Genomic DNA, 18,970 nt, shown 5'->3' with positions numbered 1-18,970 from the left:
GCAGTTGTCAGTCTGATGATTCAAGCATCGTTGCGACGAGCGCTAGTGGCAGGCCTACGACGTTGAAGTAGCAACCCTGAATGCGAGGAATCCACTTGGCGGCGAGGCCCTGAATGCCATAAGCGCCAGCTTTATCCATGGGCTCGCCAGTGGCGATGTATGCTGCGATTTCTTCATCGCTTATCGTGAGGAACTGCACTCCGGTCACTTCGGCGGCGACTTCTGTGCCCGCTGCTGTTGCCAGCGCCACGCCGGTAATTACGCGGTGAGTTCGGCCAGAGAGCAGTCGAAGCATACGCGCTGCGTCGGCAGCGTCTTCCGGCTTGGCCAGGATGTGGCCATCGAGCGTGACTGTGGTGTCAGCCCCGAGCACTGTGGCTTGAGGGTCGTTGAGCGCGTTGTACATCGCTTGGGCTTTGTCGCGTGCTAGCCGGACAACGTAAGCGATCGGGTCTTCGTCCGCGTACAGATCCTCGTTAACGTGTGCGGGCTGCACCTCAAATGTGTAGCCGGCCTGGGCAAGCAATTCGCGGCGGCGAGGCGAAGCGGAAGCGAGGATAAGTCGGCGCATGGGGGCTTCTCTAGAGTAGCGCGGCGCAGCGAACGTAGCACCATGACGTGAAATGGAAGTGCAATCGACAGCATCCGGCATGTAGGATCGGGAGCGCTATGATTTTTGCGAATCTTGAATTGGCAAAGCGACTCGAGGCCACGGAGGCCTTTTCCTGTGCGCAGTTCGCAATGGCGCGGAAGAGACTTTTTCCCCAGAGCACCTCGGAGTGGATGAAATGCGCAGGAGCAACGGTTGTTTTCGACGGTGTCGATGCGCCTACGACGCAAACCTTTGGCCTGGGACTGTTTGAGGAACTGACATCTGCTGCTCTCGATGAGATTGAGAGATTCTTTCTCGTTCGCGACGCCGAGGTCATGCACGAGGTTTGTCCCTTCGCTGGGGCCACGACGCTCGACCTGTTGTGTGCACGCGGTTACCGTCCGTTTGAAATCAGCAGCGTGCTCTATCGCGCGGTGGAACTGCCGGCAGAAAAGCATGCCGACAACATCCGTGTGCGCGTCGTCGGACTTGATGAAGCGCAGCTTTGGAGCGACATCAATGCGAAGGGGTGGACGCATGAACATCCCGAGTTCGAGAACTTTGTGCGTGAGGCCGGAGTGATGCTTGTGGTGCGTGAAGGGAGCCCGTGCTTTCTAGCTGAGGTAGACGGGGTACCGGGAGCCGCCGGAGCTTTAATTGTGCACGATGGTGTAGCGCTGTTCGGTGGAGCGGCTACGGCTCCCGAGATGCGCCGGCGTGGGCTGCAGGCGGCTCTGCTTGAAGTGCGCATGCGCTACGCGGCCGAGCATGGATGCGACCTGGCAATGATGGTGGCGGAAGCTGGATCCAACTCGCAGCGCAACGCAGAGCGCAAAGGATTTCGCGTGGCCTATACGCGGTTGAAGTGGAAGCTGGTGAAGTAGGTTCGCGAATTTTTAGGTCTGAGTAACTTTTCTAAATCTTTAGCCCTGTCTCCAGCCCATTCTGGCTCGCTAATCCCCACGCCATTGCTGGAGTGTTATGCGCCATGCCAAATCTTCCGTCGGGGCCTAGGAGGATAATGCCGCCGTGTCCTCCGAGACGATTGTGCAGATACGACATTGCCTCGCGAGCGGCCAACTCGGGCGCGCTGCCGGCGGCGACACGATCGGTGGCCCATTTGCCGAGCACCAGCTTCATAATGGGCTCTCCCCAACCGGTTAGCGAAACGGCGGCTGAGAGATTGTCGGCGTAACAGCCGCAGCCAATGAGCGAGGAGTCACCGACGCGACCCGGAGTTTTATTCAGTGTCCCACCGGTTGATGTTGCGGCGGCGATGTTTCCATCTGCGTCGAGAGCAACGGCTCCCACGGTGTCGTGCGATTGCTGCGTGGGGTCTTCGGTCGAGTCGTACCACTGATCACTGTTCGCGGCCCAGCGTTCCCGAAATTTGACGCGAGTCTCAGGCCCCTTGTCATCTTCAAGTCCAGAGAATGTTGCATCGGCAAGTCCCGCAGCCTGGCGCTCCTGGGCAATCTTGAGCCGCTCGCGCTCGCGATCGAGCACCAGTTCGGTGTTGTCGATGAGCGGCATACCATGCGATCGCGCAAATTCTTCGGCACCGGCGCCGACGAAGTACACGTGCGGACTTTGCTCGAGAACCAGCCTTGCGGCCTGAATCGGATTGCGCAGACGCTCCACACAGGCCACGCCTCCGGCTTTCATGCGGCCTCCATCCATGAGCAGGGCATCCAGTTGCACGCGGCCATCGGACGTTAGGAAACTTCCCCGCCCCGCATCAAAGGTCGGGTCATCTTCGAGGACGGTTACGGCAGCTTCAACCGCATCGAGAGCGCTGCCCCCTCGCGTAAGTATCGCGTAACCGGCTTCGAGGGCACTGCGCACTCCCGCTTCGTGCGCTGCGGCAGCATCGTCGGGAATGGCCCATGCTCCTCCGTGAACGATAAGGGTTGGCTTGCGAGTGGCAGTCTTCATCACCCGCTAATGTTAGTCGATTGAGCTCCCGACCGCAGGTGCTCCGAAAAAGCGACGGAATCTTCGTCTTGAAGTTTTAAAAGATTCACTGTCAAGAGTCTTCAACTTTTCCTTTTGCTAAGTGCCTGAATCCATTGTGAAAAAAGCTCGGCAGAGTTTGCAGGTAATTTCGGCGCCTTCGCTAAGCTAAAAGCATCCATCGCAAACGTGCACACAGAGAGCCGCAGCGGTTCTCAAATTCTTTCGGACTCCTTCCGCGGAGAACCAGCCGCAGAGAAGAAGCTGAACCAGTTCAATGTCGACGCAATTGAATACAGTCTCCCTCAAGAGCATGCGGAGGTGAGAACATTTGCGTCAAAGTGTCAGCGGAGAGAGCGATCATCAAAGTTCGTTTTCTGCCTTCTGTAGCCGGGGAACCCACAAGTGGAAGGATGTCCGGGATTGGTCGGACACATGAATGCATCAAAACGGAAGCTCGCCATCGTTGAAAAAGAGGCGAATGAGTCGAAACCTAAAAGCAGGAGCGGAGCTGCACACATGCGCGAAGCCGCCGACCTGGTCATGGAAAAGGACAGCCTCGAGATCGCGAAGGCGCTCTCAAAAAGCAGTAAGAATGGACAGATACAGAGTATCAAGTTCCTGTATGAACTTGCTGAACATAACGAGAAGGCCGGCGAAGACGACGGCGCTCGCAAGTTTCGCAGTATGGCATCGGAATTGGCGAATGCGCCCGAGTGGACAGGCGATTTGCCTAAAGAAACACATAACGAGGACGACGAAACCGCAACCGGCGTATAGGTCGATCCATGAACAAGCAATAGTTTGTATCAACAATAACCTCGAATCGGGTCATGGTCCCAGTCGCGACATTTTTTGCTGCGCAAAAGCTGGCGGTCATGGCCCGTGCTGCAGCATCGGAAAAAGGAAGAATCACGCATGAGCCTCCTTCGAAAACATTACATTCGCCCCGCCAAAGTTCTGAGCGTCTGCCTGGCCTGGATGGCGATGGCCGTTGTGGCCCTAGCACAGACTATGAGCACTACGACTGTGCAGGGAACCGTGTATACGGCGAATGGCGCGCCGAGTTCGGGAACATTACAACTTAGCTGGCCAGCATTTACCACCGCATCCGGCCAAACGGTTGCTGCCGGAAAAAACTCGACGAATATCGGGGTCGATGGATTTGTGAGTGTAAATCTAGCGCCCAATCTGGGTTCCTCGCCCGCTGGTCTCTACTACACAGCGATTTATCACTTAAGCGACGGCACAACCAGCACCGAATATTGGGTAATCCCGGCAGCTGCGCAGGCCAGCATTGCACAGGTGCGTTCACAGGTGATGCCTGCGGCACAGGCAGTGCAGGCCGTCAGCAAGGCATATGTTGACCAGGCAATTCAATCGGTCGCTCAGGGTAATCTGACGTCGACAGGCGGTCAACTTACCGGGCCGTTGTATCTCACCGGCGATCCCACACAATCCTTGCAAGCCGCGGATAAACACTATGTCGACTCATCGCTTGCGCAGGCTGTGCCCATGTCCGGCGGAGCCGTGAATGGTCCGCTTACCGCACAGCAACTAGGAGCTGCCTACCAGGTTGATCAGTTCTCCGGCGCTGACTTTGGCGCCAAACTGCAGACGTGCTTAGCGAAGATCAACAGCACGTTCGGTGGCACCTGTGATGCCCGCAACTTCACCGGCAATCTTGCGATGGCGTCGAACGTGACGATTTCAACTGCGAATACAACAGTGATGCTACCGTGCGCCACGATTGCGACAGCGAATCAGATTGTGATTACAGCCGGCACTCGCAATATCTCTCTGCGAGGCTGCGCTTTGCGGGGCGCAAGCAGCGCCAGCGGCAGCCAGGGCGGTACGGTGTTGTTGTATTCCGGTTTGATCGCCGCAATTCAAGTGGGTGACCACACATACGCCGCGGACACAAACGGTTTTCATCTCGATAATGTGGTGATCAACACTACACCCTCAACCAGCGCGGCTGCACAGGCGCTCGCCGCCTATCGTACGCAGGAAATCGATCTTGAAAGCCTGTATCTGCTGGGCAATGCGAATCAGGCGGGCATCACTCTTGACGGCACGGGCAATTACACGGGCGGCACTTTTTACGACAACCATATCAGCGGATTCCAGACGGCGATCAATGGAGTTGGACATCAGGTTACAAATTCCGCTGCGACCGACTGGCTGAACGCCAGCACTTTCGTGCGGCTGCATATTGATTGCCCGACAACGGGCGGAAATCCGATCGCAGGCACCTACGGCATCAACCTGCAGCAGGGCGACGGCAATACTTTCACGGGCGGCGATGTGGAGAATTGCGCTACTGCGTTCCACCTGGGTGCCAATGCAGACAACAACACCATTGTCGGACTGCGCAACGAGAATTCGATCTATCAAGTCGTAGCCGATGCGGGAAGTTCTTATAACGATTGGATGACCGGCGGTACGATGTTCACCGGCAAGCTGACGGACAATGGCACGCGCAATAGTTTTCTCGACACGTTTCATCGCAGCTTCAACTCGCTGAATGGGGACTGGTACGGGAGTCAACAGGATGCAACGCTGACTAACCATCTTCGCCTCGGCGTCGGAAGCGGAAACGAGCGAGGACTGCTCGATCGCTACCAGACCGATTACGGCTATCGGTGGACGATGGGGCTGAGCGACGCCACAGGAGGCGAGCAGTTCTACCAGGTGCTGGATGAGTTGAACAGTGTCTATCGGTTTTCAATCGGTCAATTCAACAGCGGCCAGTCGAGCACCAATAATCAGACGGTGATTAACGCCGCGGGCACGGGCGCAGTAGTACTGAATGGATCAAACAATGCGGGCACCGGGGGCGTCGTCTTTGGCTCCGGTGGCGCGAGCTCAAACACCGTGGCGACTGTCAGCAACAGCGGCAATGCGCAGTTTAACGGAACGCTGCAGGTAGGGGGAACGGCGCAATCCGCTGGAACTCTAACAGTTCGCAACAATGCTGACGCTGAGGTGGATTACTATCTTTGGCCTGGGCTAACCGGAAGCCAGAAAGGGTCATTCACTTATAAGGATTACAACGGCAACAGCCAGTGGTTCATGGTGAAGGACGCTAGCAATAATTGGGCGCTCAACTCTGCCACGGGCGGCTTGGACAGCTTCAAAGCTTATCAAAGCACAAATAGCGGCGATACCTATATCAATGCCTCAAATGGCTCCGGCGTGGTTCGCGTGAATTATGAAGCTGGCGCAGGATCAGCGTTCAACGTCTACGGCGGCAGCAGCAGTAACCTCTATGCGAGTTTTACCGGAAATACTTCTATCAAGTTTCCGGGACTCTCGGCTACTAGCGGCCATAACTGCATGCAAATCGATTCGTCAGGATACATCAGCAATACGGGCGCAGCATGCGGCTCGGGCAGCGGAAGCGGCACGGTAAGCAGCGGTTCAACCGGACAGATCGCCTACTACAGCGGGAACGGAACGGCGGTAAGCGGAGTGAGCGCTGTTCCCGTAAGCGCTGGGGGGACTGGAGCAAGCACGGCGGCAGGCGCGCTCGCCGCGCTCGGAGGCGCGTCCCTGGCTACAACCACCCCACAAAGTTTCGCTGGCCCCGTGAATGCCACGGTCAACTCTCAAATCAATGTGATGTCGTTCGGCGCGAAGGGCGATTGTTCGACGGACGATCACAACGCAATCGTAGCGGCCCAGACGGCGGCCATGACATATGCAACGAGCAACACTTTACCCGCCACGCTTTACTTTCCCAAGCCGCCCGGCGGTTGCTATCTGACCAGCACGATTACATGGTACGGAGTTTCACTTATCGGACAGCCTGGCGGCATTGGAGACATTACCTCGAATAAATGGCCGGTCGTAATTCGCAGCAAGCCGGGGCAGGATATCTTTCAGGCCCCAGACCCGACCTTCACTACGGTATTTCCTTGGTGGCACTCGTGGTCAATCAGAGATATCTCCTTTCAAATTGATGGGTCGGTCACAACATCGTTCACGCATCGCTGGCCCGGAAGATGGTTCGACGACACGAACACGACCAACGGAAGCGCCGTAATCAGTTCAACCGCGGCGGACTTTAGCTGCGGCGACGTTGGGCAGGCTATTCAGATCAATGGAGCCGGACCGGGCGGCACGAATCTTGTTTCGACTATCGCATCGGTCAGTCCTTGCTGGCACTCTTCACCTTCGGGCAGTGGCGGATGGCAGGTTGTCACCCTGGCGACGACTGCTTCAGCGTCCGTGTCGAACGCCCATACGTATGTTTCTTTGCTCGGGCTTGGGGTCACAGAACATATTGGCAACTGTGCCATCGCGCTACCGATGACCGATGGCAATCCGGCAAACTGGGCAGCAGCAGATGACTTTGGAGTGAACAACAACGAAATCACAAACGTGACTTTTCAAGGTCTGTTCGGTAGTACAGCCCGGCAGTGCGGGATCTTCAGCCAGGGCGGAAACAGCCCCTACCAGATGCAGGCAGAGGGCGTGAATTTCACGGGACTCACCTATGGTGTCGTTCAGGCGACATCCGAACTCAACTCAAGCTACGAATCAAGCGGGAACGACTTCCAGCACTGGGATCACGTCTGGATGTTCGGCGATACCTACCCCTGGATCAGCTATAACGGTGGCGGAAATGTTCTGTCCAACTGGCAACTTTCAACCAGTTCGGGTCCGCAGATTCTACAGGTAGGAGCCACAAACGGCGATTGCGCATGTGGGTGGACGATTGGCACAGGCGGTTTTGAGATTGTCGGCACCAATACAGGATATGGAGAGCGCATCGAGGGCTCTGGTCATACTCTGCAAGGGCCGAGCCTTGCGGGACCGGGGATGGTGGGGCAAATCAATGCTGGTGGAGTGAATGGCTTCGCTGGCAGTTCTGGCGGAAGCATCGTTTTGGGCGGCAACAATATCAACCTCAACTTCGGAAACGGCGACGTTTCGACAACGATCACCGATAACGGCAGAGGTAACAACGTCACCGGCTACTACGCAGGGGGCGGGGGCGGCGTGATTCAGAGCAATTATTCTCTTGCGCTGGTCCCGCACAAGGGAGAGACGCAGCTCAAAGGCCGGGTTACGTCAAACTTCCTGCGGGACGGGAACTCTGCAACTCCTTACAACTGGGATGACTTGCTCATTTGGCCGCAAGACTTCATCGTCTCGCCACCACCTTACAATCCACCCTACGCGTCGCTCTATATTCCAGATGCCGCATCTCCATCAGGAGCAGAGTTTGCACTCACCAATACCGTTCTGGCCATTCAGTTCTCACAATTTCCATATGTGAACGGACAGGGAAACGTGTTGACGGTGGGAACAAATCTCCCTGCCGGCAAAGCCAACCTCTATTACATGGCAAAGTGCCCCACCGGCGTTACCAGTTTGACCCTGACCGTCAAAACCAGCAACAACGCAGTTCTACTGAACGACACGCACTCCTGCAGCACAACGCTTCAAACCTACACGGCGACTCTAGATTTCTCCGGTTCGACAGGTCAGAACATCGGCCTCATTGGTGGCACATCAAATCAGGTTCTACTCGCTTGGGTTGCCATCCGGCCTTATGTAAACGACGTGAACGGCAAGACCATACCTGGCGCTGGCGCGGCGCTTGCGACAGGCCCAACGACTTCAACGCTGCATGACTGTCCATGGTTCACCGACACGGTAGGAACTATCGGAGATTCTGGGAGCGGATGCAACGCGGGAGGCGGCGGACTGTCTGGACAAACCACAGGCTATCTTCCTAAAGCGACGTCGGCAACCGGCTCGACAGCACCGTCGAACATCGACGACAGCGTGACAACCGCCTCGACAGTGACAGTGCATGAGGCTGTGAATGTGTTGGGAGGGCTGGGTGCAACGCAAACAAACGGCCCCAATTATGCAGCCAATCTCTTTAACACAGGAAATTCCAGTTATAACTTTGGCGCGAACATTCTGTGTACCGGAATGACTGCGGGCGAGGAATGTACCAACTCCTTTGGTGGGACCGGCGCCACTTCAGCAAATAACGTTGCAAGGTGGATCTTCCATTACACGGGCGCAGGAAGCACGTCGAACTACTTCTACATCGATTTTTATGGTTCAACCGTGTTGACATGCTATGCGTCGGGTTACTGCCAGGCGGCAACGCAAAGCGCATCAGACAACTCAACCAGGATTGCGACCACGGCTTTTGTGAAATCTAACCTGCCGCTTGCCGGAACTACCGCCAGCATCGGCGGTTCGTCTCTCACTCTTGGCGCATGCACCAGCGGCACGGTGAGCATCGCGGGAGCAACAACCAGCATGGCGGTGGTGGCATCTCCGACGACTTATCCGGGGGACGGCATGATGTGGCGTCTCTACGTTTCCGCCGCTGGGACGGTGACAGTCAAAGTCTGCGCGGCAGTCGCGGGCACTCCCACGGCGAGCACTTACAACGTGCGCGTCATCCAGTAGATACACGTCCTACGAGAGTTCCGAGGCAGCCGGCAACGCTGCCTCGGGCATTTTGCTGCTTCTCTCGGCCCGTCCAGCGCTTAACACAGCGTGTCAGTGGCCGCTGGCCAGCAGTCTTTGATTACGTGAATCACTTGGATCAAAAACAGAAAGAGGAAGACCACAGATGGACGGTGAGGAGTGGTTATTTGAACCGAAGAATCTGAATGCCGAGGAACTGGCAAAGTTTGGCAGGATTCTCGACCGCAATCCTCAACAACTGCACGGGCAGAATGTTGTGATCGCACTTGCCGAAAATCTGCTGCGTGTGCGGACACGATCCGGGCTCACCAGGCCGCTGCGCGCAAATGAAGTGCAGCGAGCTTTCGAAATGCGTCGGGGCCAACGCAACATCGTGCTGAAAGCGCGTCAACTTGGCCTGACAACCTGGGCAGCCGCGCGATTCTTTCTGAAGACCATCACGCGCCCTGGGACACTCACTTTACAAGTAGCGCACACGCAGGAATCCGCTGAAGAGATCTTCCGCATCGTCCATCGCTTCCTCGATTACCTGCCGGAGCGTTTGTTGAAGGGCTGCCTGAAAACTTCGCGTGCGAACGTACGGCAGATCGTTTTCCCGGTCTTCGATTCTCAATACCGCGTGGTCTCTGCGGGGGAACGTAATGCGGGCCGCGGTATGACGGTGCAGAACCTGCATTGCTCTGAACTCGCCCGGTGGCCGGGAGAACCGGCGGAAACACTCGCAGGACTTCGTGCGGCTCTGGCGCCCGATGGCGAAGAGATTCTCGAGTCCACTCCCGACGGCATAGGCGGTTGTTTCTACAACGAGTGGCAAACGGCGGACGACTCAGGCACGGTGCGTCATTTTTTTCCGTGGTGGATGGAAAGTTGTTACCGCACCGGAGCTGTGGACGCGGATTCGTTGACCGAGGAGGAACGGGACCTCATCGAACGTCATCATCTTAGCCGCGCGCAGATTGGGTTTCGGCGTAAAGTGCAGGCAAATTTTCATGGCTTGGCGCGGCAGGAATTTGCTGAGGATGCAGACACCTGCTTCCGAGCCAGCGGGGACTCGGTGTTCGAACTCACTGCTATCGAGGCGCGTTTGATTTCTGCGCCGGCGGCCGTCGAGCATCGCAACAACGGGGAAATGGAGATATGGCTTCCCCCGCTGCCGGGCAAGCAGTATCTGGTTGCAGTAGATCCAGCGGGTGGCGGTAGCGAAGGTGATTACTCGGCCATTGAGGTACTGGATATGGGGAGCGGGCTGCAGTGCGCGGAATTCGCCGGTCATCTGGGGGGACTGGAACTGGCAAGGCTCGCGACTGCTCTCGCCGATGAATACAACCAGGCGTGGCTGGTGGTGGAGCTTAACAATCATGGCCACGGCGTGCTGTCGCTGAGCGAAAGCGTTTGTCACTACGGGCGGATCTACCGTCAGGCAGGTCAACTGGGTTGGCTCACCAATTCTGTGAGTCGTCCTGCTGTGATTGGACGACTGAACGCCTGCCTGATCGATCAACCAGATCGATTCATGAGCAGGCGGCTTCTGGTGGAATGTAGAAGCTTTGTTCGCCAGGCCGACGGAAGCACCGGTGCGCGCGCCGGAACACATGATGATCGGGTGATGGCCATGGCAATCGGGTTGGCTGCGCGGGCGGAGTTGTTGGAGGGCAACAACGCCGCTCGCTTCTAGCGTCCAGCCTCTAGCAATTGGATGGGCCTCGCGAGTTTTCAAATCGGGCGTCATTGGTTGACTGATAACCGAGCTGGAAGCTAGCGGCTGGAAGCCTGAAGCTGTTTCATCGCATTACAATCGGAGCAGGCGTCAACGACGATCGGGGACACAGTTTGGCAGTTCAGGCGGTGCAGCATATCCGGCGCATGCGGGGCGGCGCGCAAGGCCAGTTGATGCTGGGGACCGACGGGCATCCCTATGTAGTGAAGTTTCAGAACAATCCCCAGCACATGCGGGTGTTGGCCAATGAATACCTGGCATCGAAACTTGCCACGGCCGTCGGCCTTACCGCTCCAGTCGTCGAGTTGATCGATGTTTCCAGTTGGATGATCGACAACACGCCGGAACTGGAGATGGATCTAGGACGCACCCGCGTGCGCTGCCAGCCCGGCCTGCAGTTCGGATCGAGATTCGTGGGGGGGCTGATGCCAGGACAGGTGGTGGATTACCTGCCCGAAGAACAACTGGTCGACCTGAAAAATCGCAGCGAGTTCGCCGGCATCCTCGCGCTCGATAAGTGGACCGGAAACGCCAATGGGCGGCAGGCGGTATTTACGCGCAAAGCCCGCGAGCGGCGCTATCATGCGGTGTTCATCGATTTTGGATACTGTTTTTTTGCCGGCGAGTGGAAGTTTGAAGACGCGCCGCTGCGTGGCGTCTACTACCGCAATGATGTGTACCGTGAGATTACGGGGTGGGATTCGTTTGAGCCTTGGCTTACGCGTTTGGAAACCATGCCGGCCGAAACGGTGTGGGCCGCCGCCAACGAGATTCCGCCCGAATGGTATGGCGGCGACCTGTCTGAAATGGAAGCGCTGGTAGAGAAGCTGCTCGCGCGTCGCTGCCGCATTCGGGAACTGATAGAGGGATTTGGGAAATCGGACCGCAAGCCCTTTCCCATATGGGGCATTCAAGGCAGAGAAAAAACCAGCGATACCTGGATTCCGGAGCGCTGGGGATCTACGATCGTCGACAGGATCATGTAGTTGATTTCTGGCGCCGATGAACCGGAGGGGGACGTGCAAACATGACGACCGACCAAGAGCGGCTCAGATGCGAGTTTCAGTTGCTGCGTTACGTTCCGGATCCGGTCCGCAACGAGTTTGTGCACGTGGGCGTGCTGCTGCGTGAGCAGGCTGCCCCACAAGGCGGCGGAGCGGAGATGGAACTGCGCTTTACCCGCGACTGGCGGCGTGTGCGCTGCCTCCATCCGGATGCGGACACCTCGCTGCTGGAGGGCATGGAGACGGAACTGCGCCACCGGCTTGGCCATGATCCCGATGGCAAGATGATGCGCATCCTGAATGAAGCCCTCTCTCTCAACGTGCAGATGACAGCGCCGAAAGCATATCTTGCAGAGAGCCTGCCGGCCGGGATCGAAGAACTGATGCGCATGTATGTCGACCCGCCCAAGCGCGAACGCGTGCCACGGCTGAGCGGACGTGCGGCCATTCAGTCTTTGATGCGTGCCGAATTTGAACACGCCGGCGTATGGGACCTGCTGCGCAAGCGTATTCCGGCATCTGACTACACGCGGCCGGGCGATCCGCTGCGACTTGATGTCGGCTACAGGCCTAACGGGGTCATCCGGATGTTCCATGCCGTAAGCCTGGAGCCGGGACTGGACCTGGCTAAAGTACTGGCGTTCTCCGCAGAAGGATTGCGCGCCGGCGTTGAACGCGTGGAGAAGGCTAGTCTTGAGCTGACAGCCATTGTTGAGCCGGCAGCCAAGTTAGGCGCTAGCGACGAAGACCTCGACCGCCTGACAATGTATCGCTTTGGCGTAGAAACGATGGAAGAGAATCAGATTCGCGTGCTGACCACCGCGGATATGTCGCGCGTGGCAGAGACCGCTCGCCGTGAACTGAGCGTCTGACAGGTTGTCAAGCATCCGGGAAGTCAACTTGCCAGATTATTTGCCACTTACTCCTGATTTAACCGTTACTTAGTTACATGAGAAATATTTCATAAAACCTTGCAGGTAATTATTCATCGAATTTGTAAGATGGATTCTGTTGAGAGCGAGATCGTTGATCTCGCCACTAAGCAGCTTATCGGAGTAGTTCTGCCTCTCTAAGGGCTGTACACCGATTCAGTCATTGAAAGCAAAAGGCATGGTCCAGCGAGGATCATGCCTTTTCTGTTTCTCGAAGGAAGGTAACGCGTGAATGTACGAGAACAACTGCGCGAACTCTGGCGGCAGGCTACCGGTGGGATTGGTGTTGCCGCAGCTGGATCCAACACCGAGTTGGAACGGAAGACGCTGGCTCTTCCAGCAATCCTGAGCCCGATGCAATTCGCCGGGCATGCGATGCCGAAACCTACGCCGGCAAATCTTCGCCGGTTTGCAGAGACACCTATCGTGCGACGCGCCATCAATGTGATTAAAGACCGAGTCGCATCCATGGATTGGCAGGTGCGCGTGCGACGCGGCGGCCACCCGGGCGAGCCCGCCGAGGTTACGAAAAGGGCGGAGGCCCTGCGCCGCTCGCTCGAAGAGCCCAATGCGGTGGACAGCTTTCGCACTTTAATTGAGCAGGTAATCGAGGATGCGCTGACCGGCGGCTACGGCGCCATCGAGATGGAATTAACCGGAGACGACGAACATCCGGCAATGTTGTGGCCTGTCGATGGAGCTTCGATTCGCATCAATCCCCGATGGGATGGACAACCCGATACGCCTCGTTACGCGCAGGTTGCGGTTGGGCAGGCAGAATCGAATGCCATCCAACTCTGTGACAACCAACTAATATACGTGCGCACCAATCCGCGCAGTTTCACTCCATTCGGACTTGGCGCCCTCGAAGTTGCATTTGAATCCGTCAATCAATTTCTCAGCGCGCATCGTTTTGCGGGAAAGCTTGCGGCAAACTCTGTGGCCCAATATGCGCTGTGGCTCAATGAGTCCACCCCTGGGCAGCACGACCGCCTGATCCGCTGGTGGCAGGATGAGATCGAGGGCACGGGGCGGGTTCCGCTCATCTCTACGGTTCAGAAACCTGAAGTACTACGATTCGCGCAGGGCACCGACGCAGATCTGCGGCTCGCCTGGCAGGAGTTTCTGATCCGCATGGTCGCCAATGCTTTTGGATTGCCGCCTCTCTTGCTTGGCCTTGAGGGCGACGTCAACCGCTCCACCGCTGCGGAACTTGCCGACGAAGCGTTCCGCGGCGCGATTCTGCCGCTTGCTCAACTAATCGCCGGCCATATCACGCGTGACCTTTTTGGGAAGTGCATAGGCTGGCGGGAATTCGAATTTGTCTTCAACGATTTGAATGCGCGCGACGAAGCTACAGAGTTAGCTGTCCAGGTGCAGTTACTTCAGGCCGGAGTGCTGACAGTGGACGAAGTACGCGCCATGCGCGGCTTAGCTCCGCTCGCCGAAAGTGCGCTGGTACAGGTGTCTAGCTCTCCTGAAGTGGGTAGATGAGTGGTCATGGGCACCTCGGCCGCATTGCCTCAACAGCAGTGCGGCCATTTTTCTGGAGACAGGCGGAGACGAAATGCAATTCGAAGCAATGGCAGTAACGATTCCACACGTGGAAGGACATCCCAATCGGGTGCCGTTCGAGGGCGTGTTGACTGTGGTGAACTCGGCGAGTGACAAGGCACCTGCAGGCGCTCGGGGCCACCGGGTTATTCTCACGCGCGAAGCGGCGGATAAAGCACTCCCTTCGCTGCTGGGCATGGCGGTCGATTACCGGCCGGGTTGGGATGGGCACGATGCGCGCCGCAAGATCGGGCTGCTCACCGAGGCCAACCTGGTCGGTAATCGGTTGGTGGTGCGCGGCTACATCTATGCGCGCGACTTCCCTGAGGTGGCGAAAACCATTGCCACACATCCTCTGGAATCGATGGGCATGAGTTACGAGTTAGCCGATGCGCGCGTGGAAGATATGCACGACGAGATCTGGAAGCTGACGCGCGTGACCTTTACCGGCGCTGCAATTCTTCTGCGGGAAAAGGCTGCCTATCGCGCAACCAGTTTTCGCATGGCGAGCTAGACAACACTTAAGAAAGGAACTTCATGGAGAACAACGATAACCAGATCATGGAACGGCTCGAGGCTGCGACCAGCTTGCTGGAGCGGACGATCACCTCACTTGAAGAGCAGCAGGGCGCTGGTGAGGTTGCAAGAATTTCAGCCACAGTGGAACAGAGCAAGCGCGAGACAGAACTACACGAAAAGCTTGCCACGGCCGAACGCGAAATCGCCGAGCTGAAGGCCGCGGCGGATCATTCGGTGCTGAATCCTCTGCGCAGAACGGTGCCTGCCTCGACATCAGAGATGCTCGCCAAGCACGGAATCGCAGAAGGCCCGGTCGATGTACGCACACTTGATGCAGCACTCGCTGGTCTGAGCCTTGAACAGCGCATCGCGGTCAAAAGCCAGTTACTGCGCGCCGGAGCTATCACGTAGCTTCAGCCTCGAGCTACCAGCTGAACTTCGAACAAACTGTGGCCCCACGATCGCTCACAGATTCAATGTGCGTGTAGACCTTCCAGATCAGCAACGAACAAGCTAGCAGCCGGAAGCTGAAAGCTAGCGGCTAACAGGGCCCCATGGAGGGGGCGAAATCTTATGAACGCATCTTTTGCAGATATCCACGCGGCAGCCGACTTCATCGGACCGGGCGCCGTTGAAGTTCCGTTGTATCAGACCGAGATCTTCGACATCTGTCGTCGCTCCAGTCCCTTCGGTCAACGCATCAAGCAGGTCCCCGCTACTGGCCATCCGTCGCGCTTCTTTGAAGAGACCGCGTTGCCGAATCCAGGCACGGCCGGCTTCGTCAATCCGCGCAGCATTGTCGCTCCGGTCGTTAGTCCCACCCGCGTGGAACGTAGCGTGCCACTGAAAGCCATAGTGTCACAGATCAATTACAACCTCTTCGACGTCGAACTCGGAAACCAGCAGCAACAGTTCGCATACCTGCAGGCAAAAGATCTAGTGGACACCGTTAGCGGCGTGATGCTGACCCACGACGTTGCCCTCTGGAACGGCAACGACACCAGCCTCAGTTCGCCGACCACCACGCAGTACATGGGTGCCATTCCACAAATCGTGTCGGGCGGATTGACCACGACCATCGGAACGACGGCTTCTATCGTCGATGGCATCAAGTCTGCAGTTGCGCAAATGGTCGCCAGCAACGGCTACCACGTGCGTCCCACCGCGATCTACGCCAACCCGGTGCTTCTCGACCTTATCGATCGGGAGATGAAGACCGAGTTCAACGTGGTGCTCAATTCCGATCAGATCACCGGCGGTTTCCGCGTGAAGATGCTCTCGACGCAAGCCGGCGATCTACCTCTGATTCCAGACTGGAGCCTGAGTTATACAGGCACTCCGGGTTCGGGAACGGCAGTACTTCCTGCGTACATCGTGACGGAGGATCTGATCGAGTACCACTGGCTCGGCGACCCAACCCCGCGCATCTTCCAACTCGGCATGCCCGGCTCGCTGGCGCAGCAGTATGTTGCCGTCAAATTCGGCGCCGTTGTTGTAAAGGGTGCTAACTACGCGCACTACCAGGTGCTGGTCGACCGCTAAACCAAACTTCAGTGAACAGTGAACAGTGGTCAGTGGACAGAGCCGCCGCGCCTTAGTGGATTCGCATTTCTCTGCCCGTCTTTCACTGTTCACTATTCACTGTTTGCACTGAACCTACCTCGGAGGAACACATGGCCTATCTCGAGCCAGCGGACTATTCCAATTACGGATTGCCCGACAGTACGACAGCCGACTGGATAAATGCTGCCACGGCGCTGATCAACAGTTACTGTCGACGCCCCGATCTGAATATCATCCAATATACCGAGCGCTTGCGAATGGTCAGCGGATCACGGGCGGTGCGACTCAGCTACTTGCCCCTCGCTCCGATTGGCAAGGCGCCTTCAGCACTGATCAGTATTCAAGGTCGTTACGCTCAACCACGTCGCGGAGAAGCGATTGACAACGCCTTGATGGAGGCTGCCTGCGCTTTCTCTTTGCCGGGACAGTGGTCCAATATCGATCCGGGCACTGTGGACTTTGATCCGAACACGGGCGAACTCACGATGCCGTGGAATGTATTCGGCTTACCTTACAACGAGATCGCCGTCACCTATTCGGCCGGACTTACAACCATTGGAGACGATGTTAAGACCGCCTGTGCGCAGATAGTCCGCAATGCGCAGTCCACACCTGCCTTGAATGCCAGTAAGACCAAAATCGACACAATGCAGATGCAGTACTTCTCCAGTTCGCTGGTCGACGATACCGTGAAGGTCTGGTTAGCCCCTTACGTTTCGAACAGGCTGGGGTGAACAATGAGTGACACAGCACCGCGCAATTCAGTAAGCGCTCCGCAAATGCTTGCGGATGCCCTACTGCGCAGCGTCGCGGGCACCAGCGCACGGCTGAGAGTGACTGGGGCTAATCCAGGCTCGAATCAATCTGAAGTTGGTTTACTTGCAACGACCTTCAGCCAGGTTGTCATCAGCCCTGTCGTGATGCGCAAGCTTCGTCCGACATTCAAGGATGGCGACGCGCCGCGATGGGAATTGCTGGTTTCAGCAACCGGTGTGCAGGCGCAAGTGCGTGCGCTCAATCTTCCATCGGGACAAGCCCTGTTCGCCATGGCACTTGCAGTAACGATCGGCGAACAGGATTACCTGATTGAATCCGTCGCTTCGAATGAGGCCTTCGGTCAAGTCTATTTATACCGGCTCTCATTGCGGCAAGCTTACTCACAATCGCTTTAATGCGATCAGAGTGCAGATACCTGAAAACTGGAGTTCTCATGCAAAACGCGAAAGACTCGTTCTATCTGGCGCTTCGCACGCGCCTCGCCGCCGTCAATCCGGAAAGAACGGTGCTACTGCGCGGAGCGCTCCGGCCCGGCATCCTGGTTGAAGAGGCAGAGGCGCCTGTGGCACAACATCCCGTAGATGCGTTCGTACTGCGATGGTTGGGACTCGGCATCGACATAGATCTCAGCTCAGCGATGGTGGCCGAGGAATGCGAAATTCTCTACAGCACTTGCGGCACCCAGGCCTTTGGCGGACTCGATCGCGGACGAATGTTGACCGCGATGGACGAGGAAATCATCGCGATCCTGCAGCCGTTCTACACACCTAAGTTCAATTACGCAGTACAGACTGCGGTCGCTATGCAGACAAATCTTTTCTGGGATGAGCCGACATTCACTCCGATCAATGTGCAGCGCGATCGGCTCAGTCGGTCTGTCAAAGTGGTGGTCTACAGCTACCGGGAGCAGGGAGAATAACCATGGCAAATTCTTTTTCAGCGCCCGCGCCAGTCGCTCGCAGGGTACGCGCCTACTTCGCTCCCGTCAATCGCGTGACACAAACTCCAGTGCTCTTCGATCCGTCGCAACTGGGCGCATTCGATCTCGATGCGCCCACTGCCCCCTGGATCGATATGGGATGGATAGAAAACTTTACGCGCAAGTCGACCAGCAAGAGCGGGCCTATCCTCACGGGTATTCCCGCATCTTCACTGGAGCAGACGCGCCACTCGCTCGAAGCGCAAATTAGTTTTGATTTCCTCGGCTGGACGAAGCTGACCATGGCGCTTGCCACCGGGTCACAGCATATGAATTTGCTTGCGCCGGCCAGTGGGGCGAACGCCGCTGCAGACGGTGCCGAAGCGGCGCTTGCGGTATCGGTACAAAATGGATCGACAGCGTCGATAATCCAGCTCTCTGCTGCGGACGCTGCGAATTTCGCACCCGGCTCGATGATCGCAGTCGATACGGACTACACAGGTCAAACTGGTTTTGTAGGATCTCCTGTATCAGGCGCCTACTTGCGCCAACCCCTTGCGGACGTGGATTACATTCGCCGCGTCACCTTCAATGTTGGCCTGGCGCTGGGAGTGAGTTCAGCGAGCCTCATTCTGGCGCAACCTTTGCCGGGCGGTGTGCCCCTGGCTGGTGCCAAACTTCAAGCCATCACAGGCTTCGTCGATCGCGAAGGAGGCACTTTTTATCACGAGTGGTCGGCACTCTTCGTGATGCAGGGCAGCCAGGGCGATCGCATCTTCTTTCACTACCCTCGCCTGCAAAGCCTTGCCGGGGCCGAGGAGTCAGCGACACCTCTCGACAGCAAACACAAGAGCGGACTGGCACGCATTCTGCTGAAAGGTAATTTTCTCGCAATGCCCGTTACTGATCCACTCGATGGCGAACGCGTGCTTTGTTACCGCAGTTTCAAACCCGCTGCCTACGCTCTGATCTGAT

Annotated in this window: 16 protein-coding genes; 14 read left to right on the top strand and 2 right to left on the bottom strand. The window is 57.1% G+C overall.

Going from position 1 to position 18,970, the window contains the following annotated elements:
• Positions 1–7: 7 nt before the first annotated feature.
• Complete coding sequence (locus tag P8935_RS05960; RefSeq protein ID WP_348264076.1) at positions 8–571, bottom strand: Maf family protein; 564 nt, start codon at positions 569–571, stop codon at positions 8–10.
• 170 nt (positions 572–741) lie between these two features.
• Here P8935_RS05960 and P8935_RS05955 point away from each other — a divergent pair, with 170 nt between their 5' ends.
• Positions 742–1,476 (top strand): GNAT family N-acetyltransferase, encoded by a 735-nt coding sequence (locus tag P8935_RS05955; protein WP_348264075.1) that lies wholly within the window; start codon positions 742–744, stop codon positions 1,474–1,476.
• Positions 1,477–1,507: 31 nt separating this feature from the next.
• Here the strand turns inward: P8935_RS05955 and P8935_RS05950 are convergent, their stop codons facing one another.
• On the bottom strand, positions 1,508–2,527 hold the full coding sequence (locus P8935_RS05950; protein WP_348264074.1) for an isoaspartyl peptidase/L-asparaginase: 1,020 nt from the start codon (positions 2,525–2,527) through the stop codon (positions 1,508–1,510).
• A 453-nt stretch (positions 2,528–2,980) separates the two neighbouring features.
• On the opposite strand from P8935_RS05950, the gene P8935_RS05945 reads away from it, so the two are divergent.
• The 13 genes from P8935_RS05945 (at position 2,981) to P8935_RS05885 (ending at position 18,969) form a co-directional block, all read left to right on the top strand.
• Entirely contained in the window at positions 2,981–3,325 is a 345-nt protein-coding gene (locus tag P8935_RS05945) for a hypothetical protein (RefSeq protein WP_348264073.1), read from the top strand.
• A gap of 138 nt (positions 3,326–3,463) precedes the next feature.
• Entirely contained in the window at positions 3,464–8,989 is a 5,526-nt protein-coding gene (locus tag P8935_RS05940) for a hypothetical protein (protein ID WP_348264072.1), read from the top strand.
• A gap of 166 nt (positions 8,990–9,155) precedes the next feature.
• On the top strand, positions 9,156–10,685 hold the full coding sequence (locus P8935_RS05935) for a terminase (protein WP_348264071.1): 1,530 nt from the start codon (positions 9,156–9,158) through the stop codon (positions 10,683–10,685).
• A 155-nt stretch (positions 10,686–10,840) separates the two neighbouring features.
• Complete coding sequence (locus tag P8935_RS05930; RefSeq protein WP_348264070.1) at positions 10,841–11,713, top strand: HipA family kinase; 873 nt, start codon at positions 10,841–10,843, stop codon at positions 11,711–11,713.
• A gap of 41 nt (positions 11,714–11,754) precedes the next feature.
• Positions 11,755–12,603 carry a DUF3037 domain-containing protein gene (locus tag P8935_RS05925; RefSeq protein ID WP_348264069.1) on the top strand — a complete coding sequence of 283 codons (849 nt, stop codon included), beginning with the start codon at positions 11,755–11,757 and terminating at the stop codon, positions 12,601–12,603.
• 288 nt (positions 12,604–12,891) lie between these two features.
• The gene (locus P8935_RS05920; protein ID WP_348264068.1) at positions 12,892–14,157 is read left to right on the top strand and encodes a phage portal protein; all 1,266 of its coding nucleotides are present in this window, start codon (positions 12,892–12,894) and stop codon (positions 14,155–14,157) included.
• Positions 14,158–14,230: 73 nt separating this feature from the next.
• The gene (locus P8935_RS05915; RefSeq protein ID WP_348264067.1) at positions 14,231–14,731 is read left to right on the top strand and encodes a hypothetical protein; all 501 of its coding nucleotides are present in this window, start codon (positions 14,231–14,233) and stop codon (positions 14,729–14,731) included.
• 23 nt (positions 14,732–14,754) lie between these two features.
• Positions 14,755–15,147, top strand: a complete 393-nt coding sequence (locus P8935_RS05910) for a hypothetical protein (protein ID WP_348264066.1) — start codon at positions 14,755–14,757, stop codon at positions 15,145–15,147.
• A gap of 162 nt (positions 15,148–15,309) precedes the next feature.
• On the top strand, positions 15,310–16,278 hold the full coding sequence (locus P8935_RS05905) for a hypothetical protein (protein WP_348264065.1): 969 nt from the start codon (positions 15,310–15,312) through the stop codon (positions 16,276–16,278).
• Positions 16,279–16,409: 131 nt separating this feature from the next.
• Positions 16,410–17,033: a hypothetical protein gene (locus P8935_RS05900; RefSeq protein WP_348264064.1), complete on the top strand. Its 624-nt coding sequence runs from the start codon at positions 16,410–16,412 to the stop codon at positions 17,031–17,033.
• 3 nt (positions 17,034–17,036) lie between these two features.
• Positions 17,037–17,471: a hypothetical protein gene (locus P8935_RS05895; RefSeq protein WP_348264063.1), complete on the top strand. Its 435-nt coding sequence runs from the start codon at positions 17,037–17,039 to the stop codon at positions 17,469–17,471.
• Between the two features lie 38 nt (positions 17,472–17,509).
• Entirely contained in the window at positions 17,510–17,995 is a 486-nt protein-coding gene (locus P8935_RS05890; RefSeq protein WP_348264062.1) for a hypothetical protein, read from the top strand.
• Positions 17,996–17,997: 2 nt separating this feature from the next.
• Positions 17,998–18,969, top strand: a complete 972-nt coding sequence (locus P8935_RS05885) for a hypothetical protein (RefSeq protein ID WP_348264061.1) — start codon at positions 17,998–18,000, stop codon at positions 18,967–18,969.
• Position 18,970: the final 1 nt, after the last annotated feature.

It is taken from the genome of Telmatobacter sp. DSM 110680, from assembly GCF_039994875.1.
Lineage (GTDB): Bacteria > Acidobacteriota > Terriglobia > Terriglobales > Acidobacteriaceae > Telmatobacter.
Note: the sequence above shows the minus strand (reverse complement) of the source record. Positions and strands in the feature narration are given on the sequence as shown.

Bases quoted from the DNA above. Each gene is read 5' to 3' on its own strand.
- P8935_RS05960 (WP_348264076.1), bottom strand. From the start codon at position 571: ATGCGCCGACTTATCCTCGCTTCCGCTTCGCCTCGCCGCCGCGAATTG.
- P8935_RS05955 (WP_348264075.1), top strand. From the start codon at position 742: ATGGCGCGGAAGAGACTTTTTCCCCAGAGCACCTCGGAGTGGATGAAA.
- P8935_RS05950 (WP_348264074.1), bottom strand. From the start codon at position 2,527: ATGAAGACTGCCACTCGCAAGCCAACCCTTATCGTTCACGGAGGAGCA.
- P8935_RS05945 (WP_348264073.1), top strand. From the start codon at position 2,981: ATGAATGCATCAAAACGGAAGCTCGCCATCGTTGAAAAAGAGGCGAAT.
- P8935_RS05940 (WP_348264072.1), top strand. From the start codon at position 3,464: ATGAGCCTCCTTCGAAAACATTACATTCGCCCCGCCAAAGTTCTGAGC.
- P8935_RS05935 (WP_348264071.1), top strand. From the start codon at position 9,156: ATGGACGGTGAGGAGTGGTTATTTGAACCGAAGAATCTGAATGCCGAG.
- P8935_RS05925 (WP_348264069.1), top strand. From the start codon at position 11,755: ATGACGACCGACCAAGAGCGGCTCAGATGCGAGTTTCAGTTGCTGCGT.
- P8935_RS05915 (WP_348264067.1), top strand. From the start codon at position 14,231: ATGCAATTCGAAGCAATGGCAGTAACGATTCCACACGTGGAAGGACAT.
- P8935_RS05910 (WP_348264066.1), top strand. From the start codon at position 14,755: ATGGAGAACAACGATAACCAGATCATGGAACGGCTCGAGGCTGCGACC.
- P8935_RS05905 (WP_348264065.1), top strand. From the start codon at position 15,310: ATGAACGCATCTTTTGCAGATATCCACGCGGCAGCCGACTTCATCGGA.
- P8935_RS05900 (WP_348264064.1), top strand. From the start codon at position 16,410: ATGGCCTATCTCGAGCCAGCGGACTATTCCAATTACGGATTGCCCGAC.
- P8935_RS05895 (WP_348264063.1), top strand. From the start codon at position 17,037: ATGAGTGACACAGCACCGCGCAATTCAGTAAGCGCTCCGCAAATGCTT.
- P8935_RS05890 (WP_348264062.1), top strand. From the start codon at position 17,510: ATGCAAAACGCGAAAGACTCGTTCTATCTGGCGCTTCGCACGCGCCTC.
- P8935_RS05885 (WP_348264061.1), top strand. From the start codon at position 17,998: ATGGCAAATTCTTTTTCAGCGCCCGCGCCAGTCGCTCGCAGGGTACGC.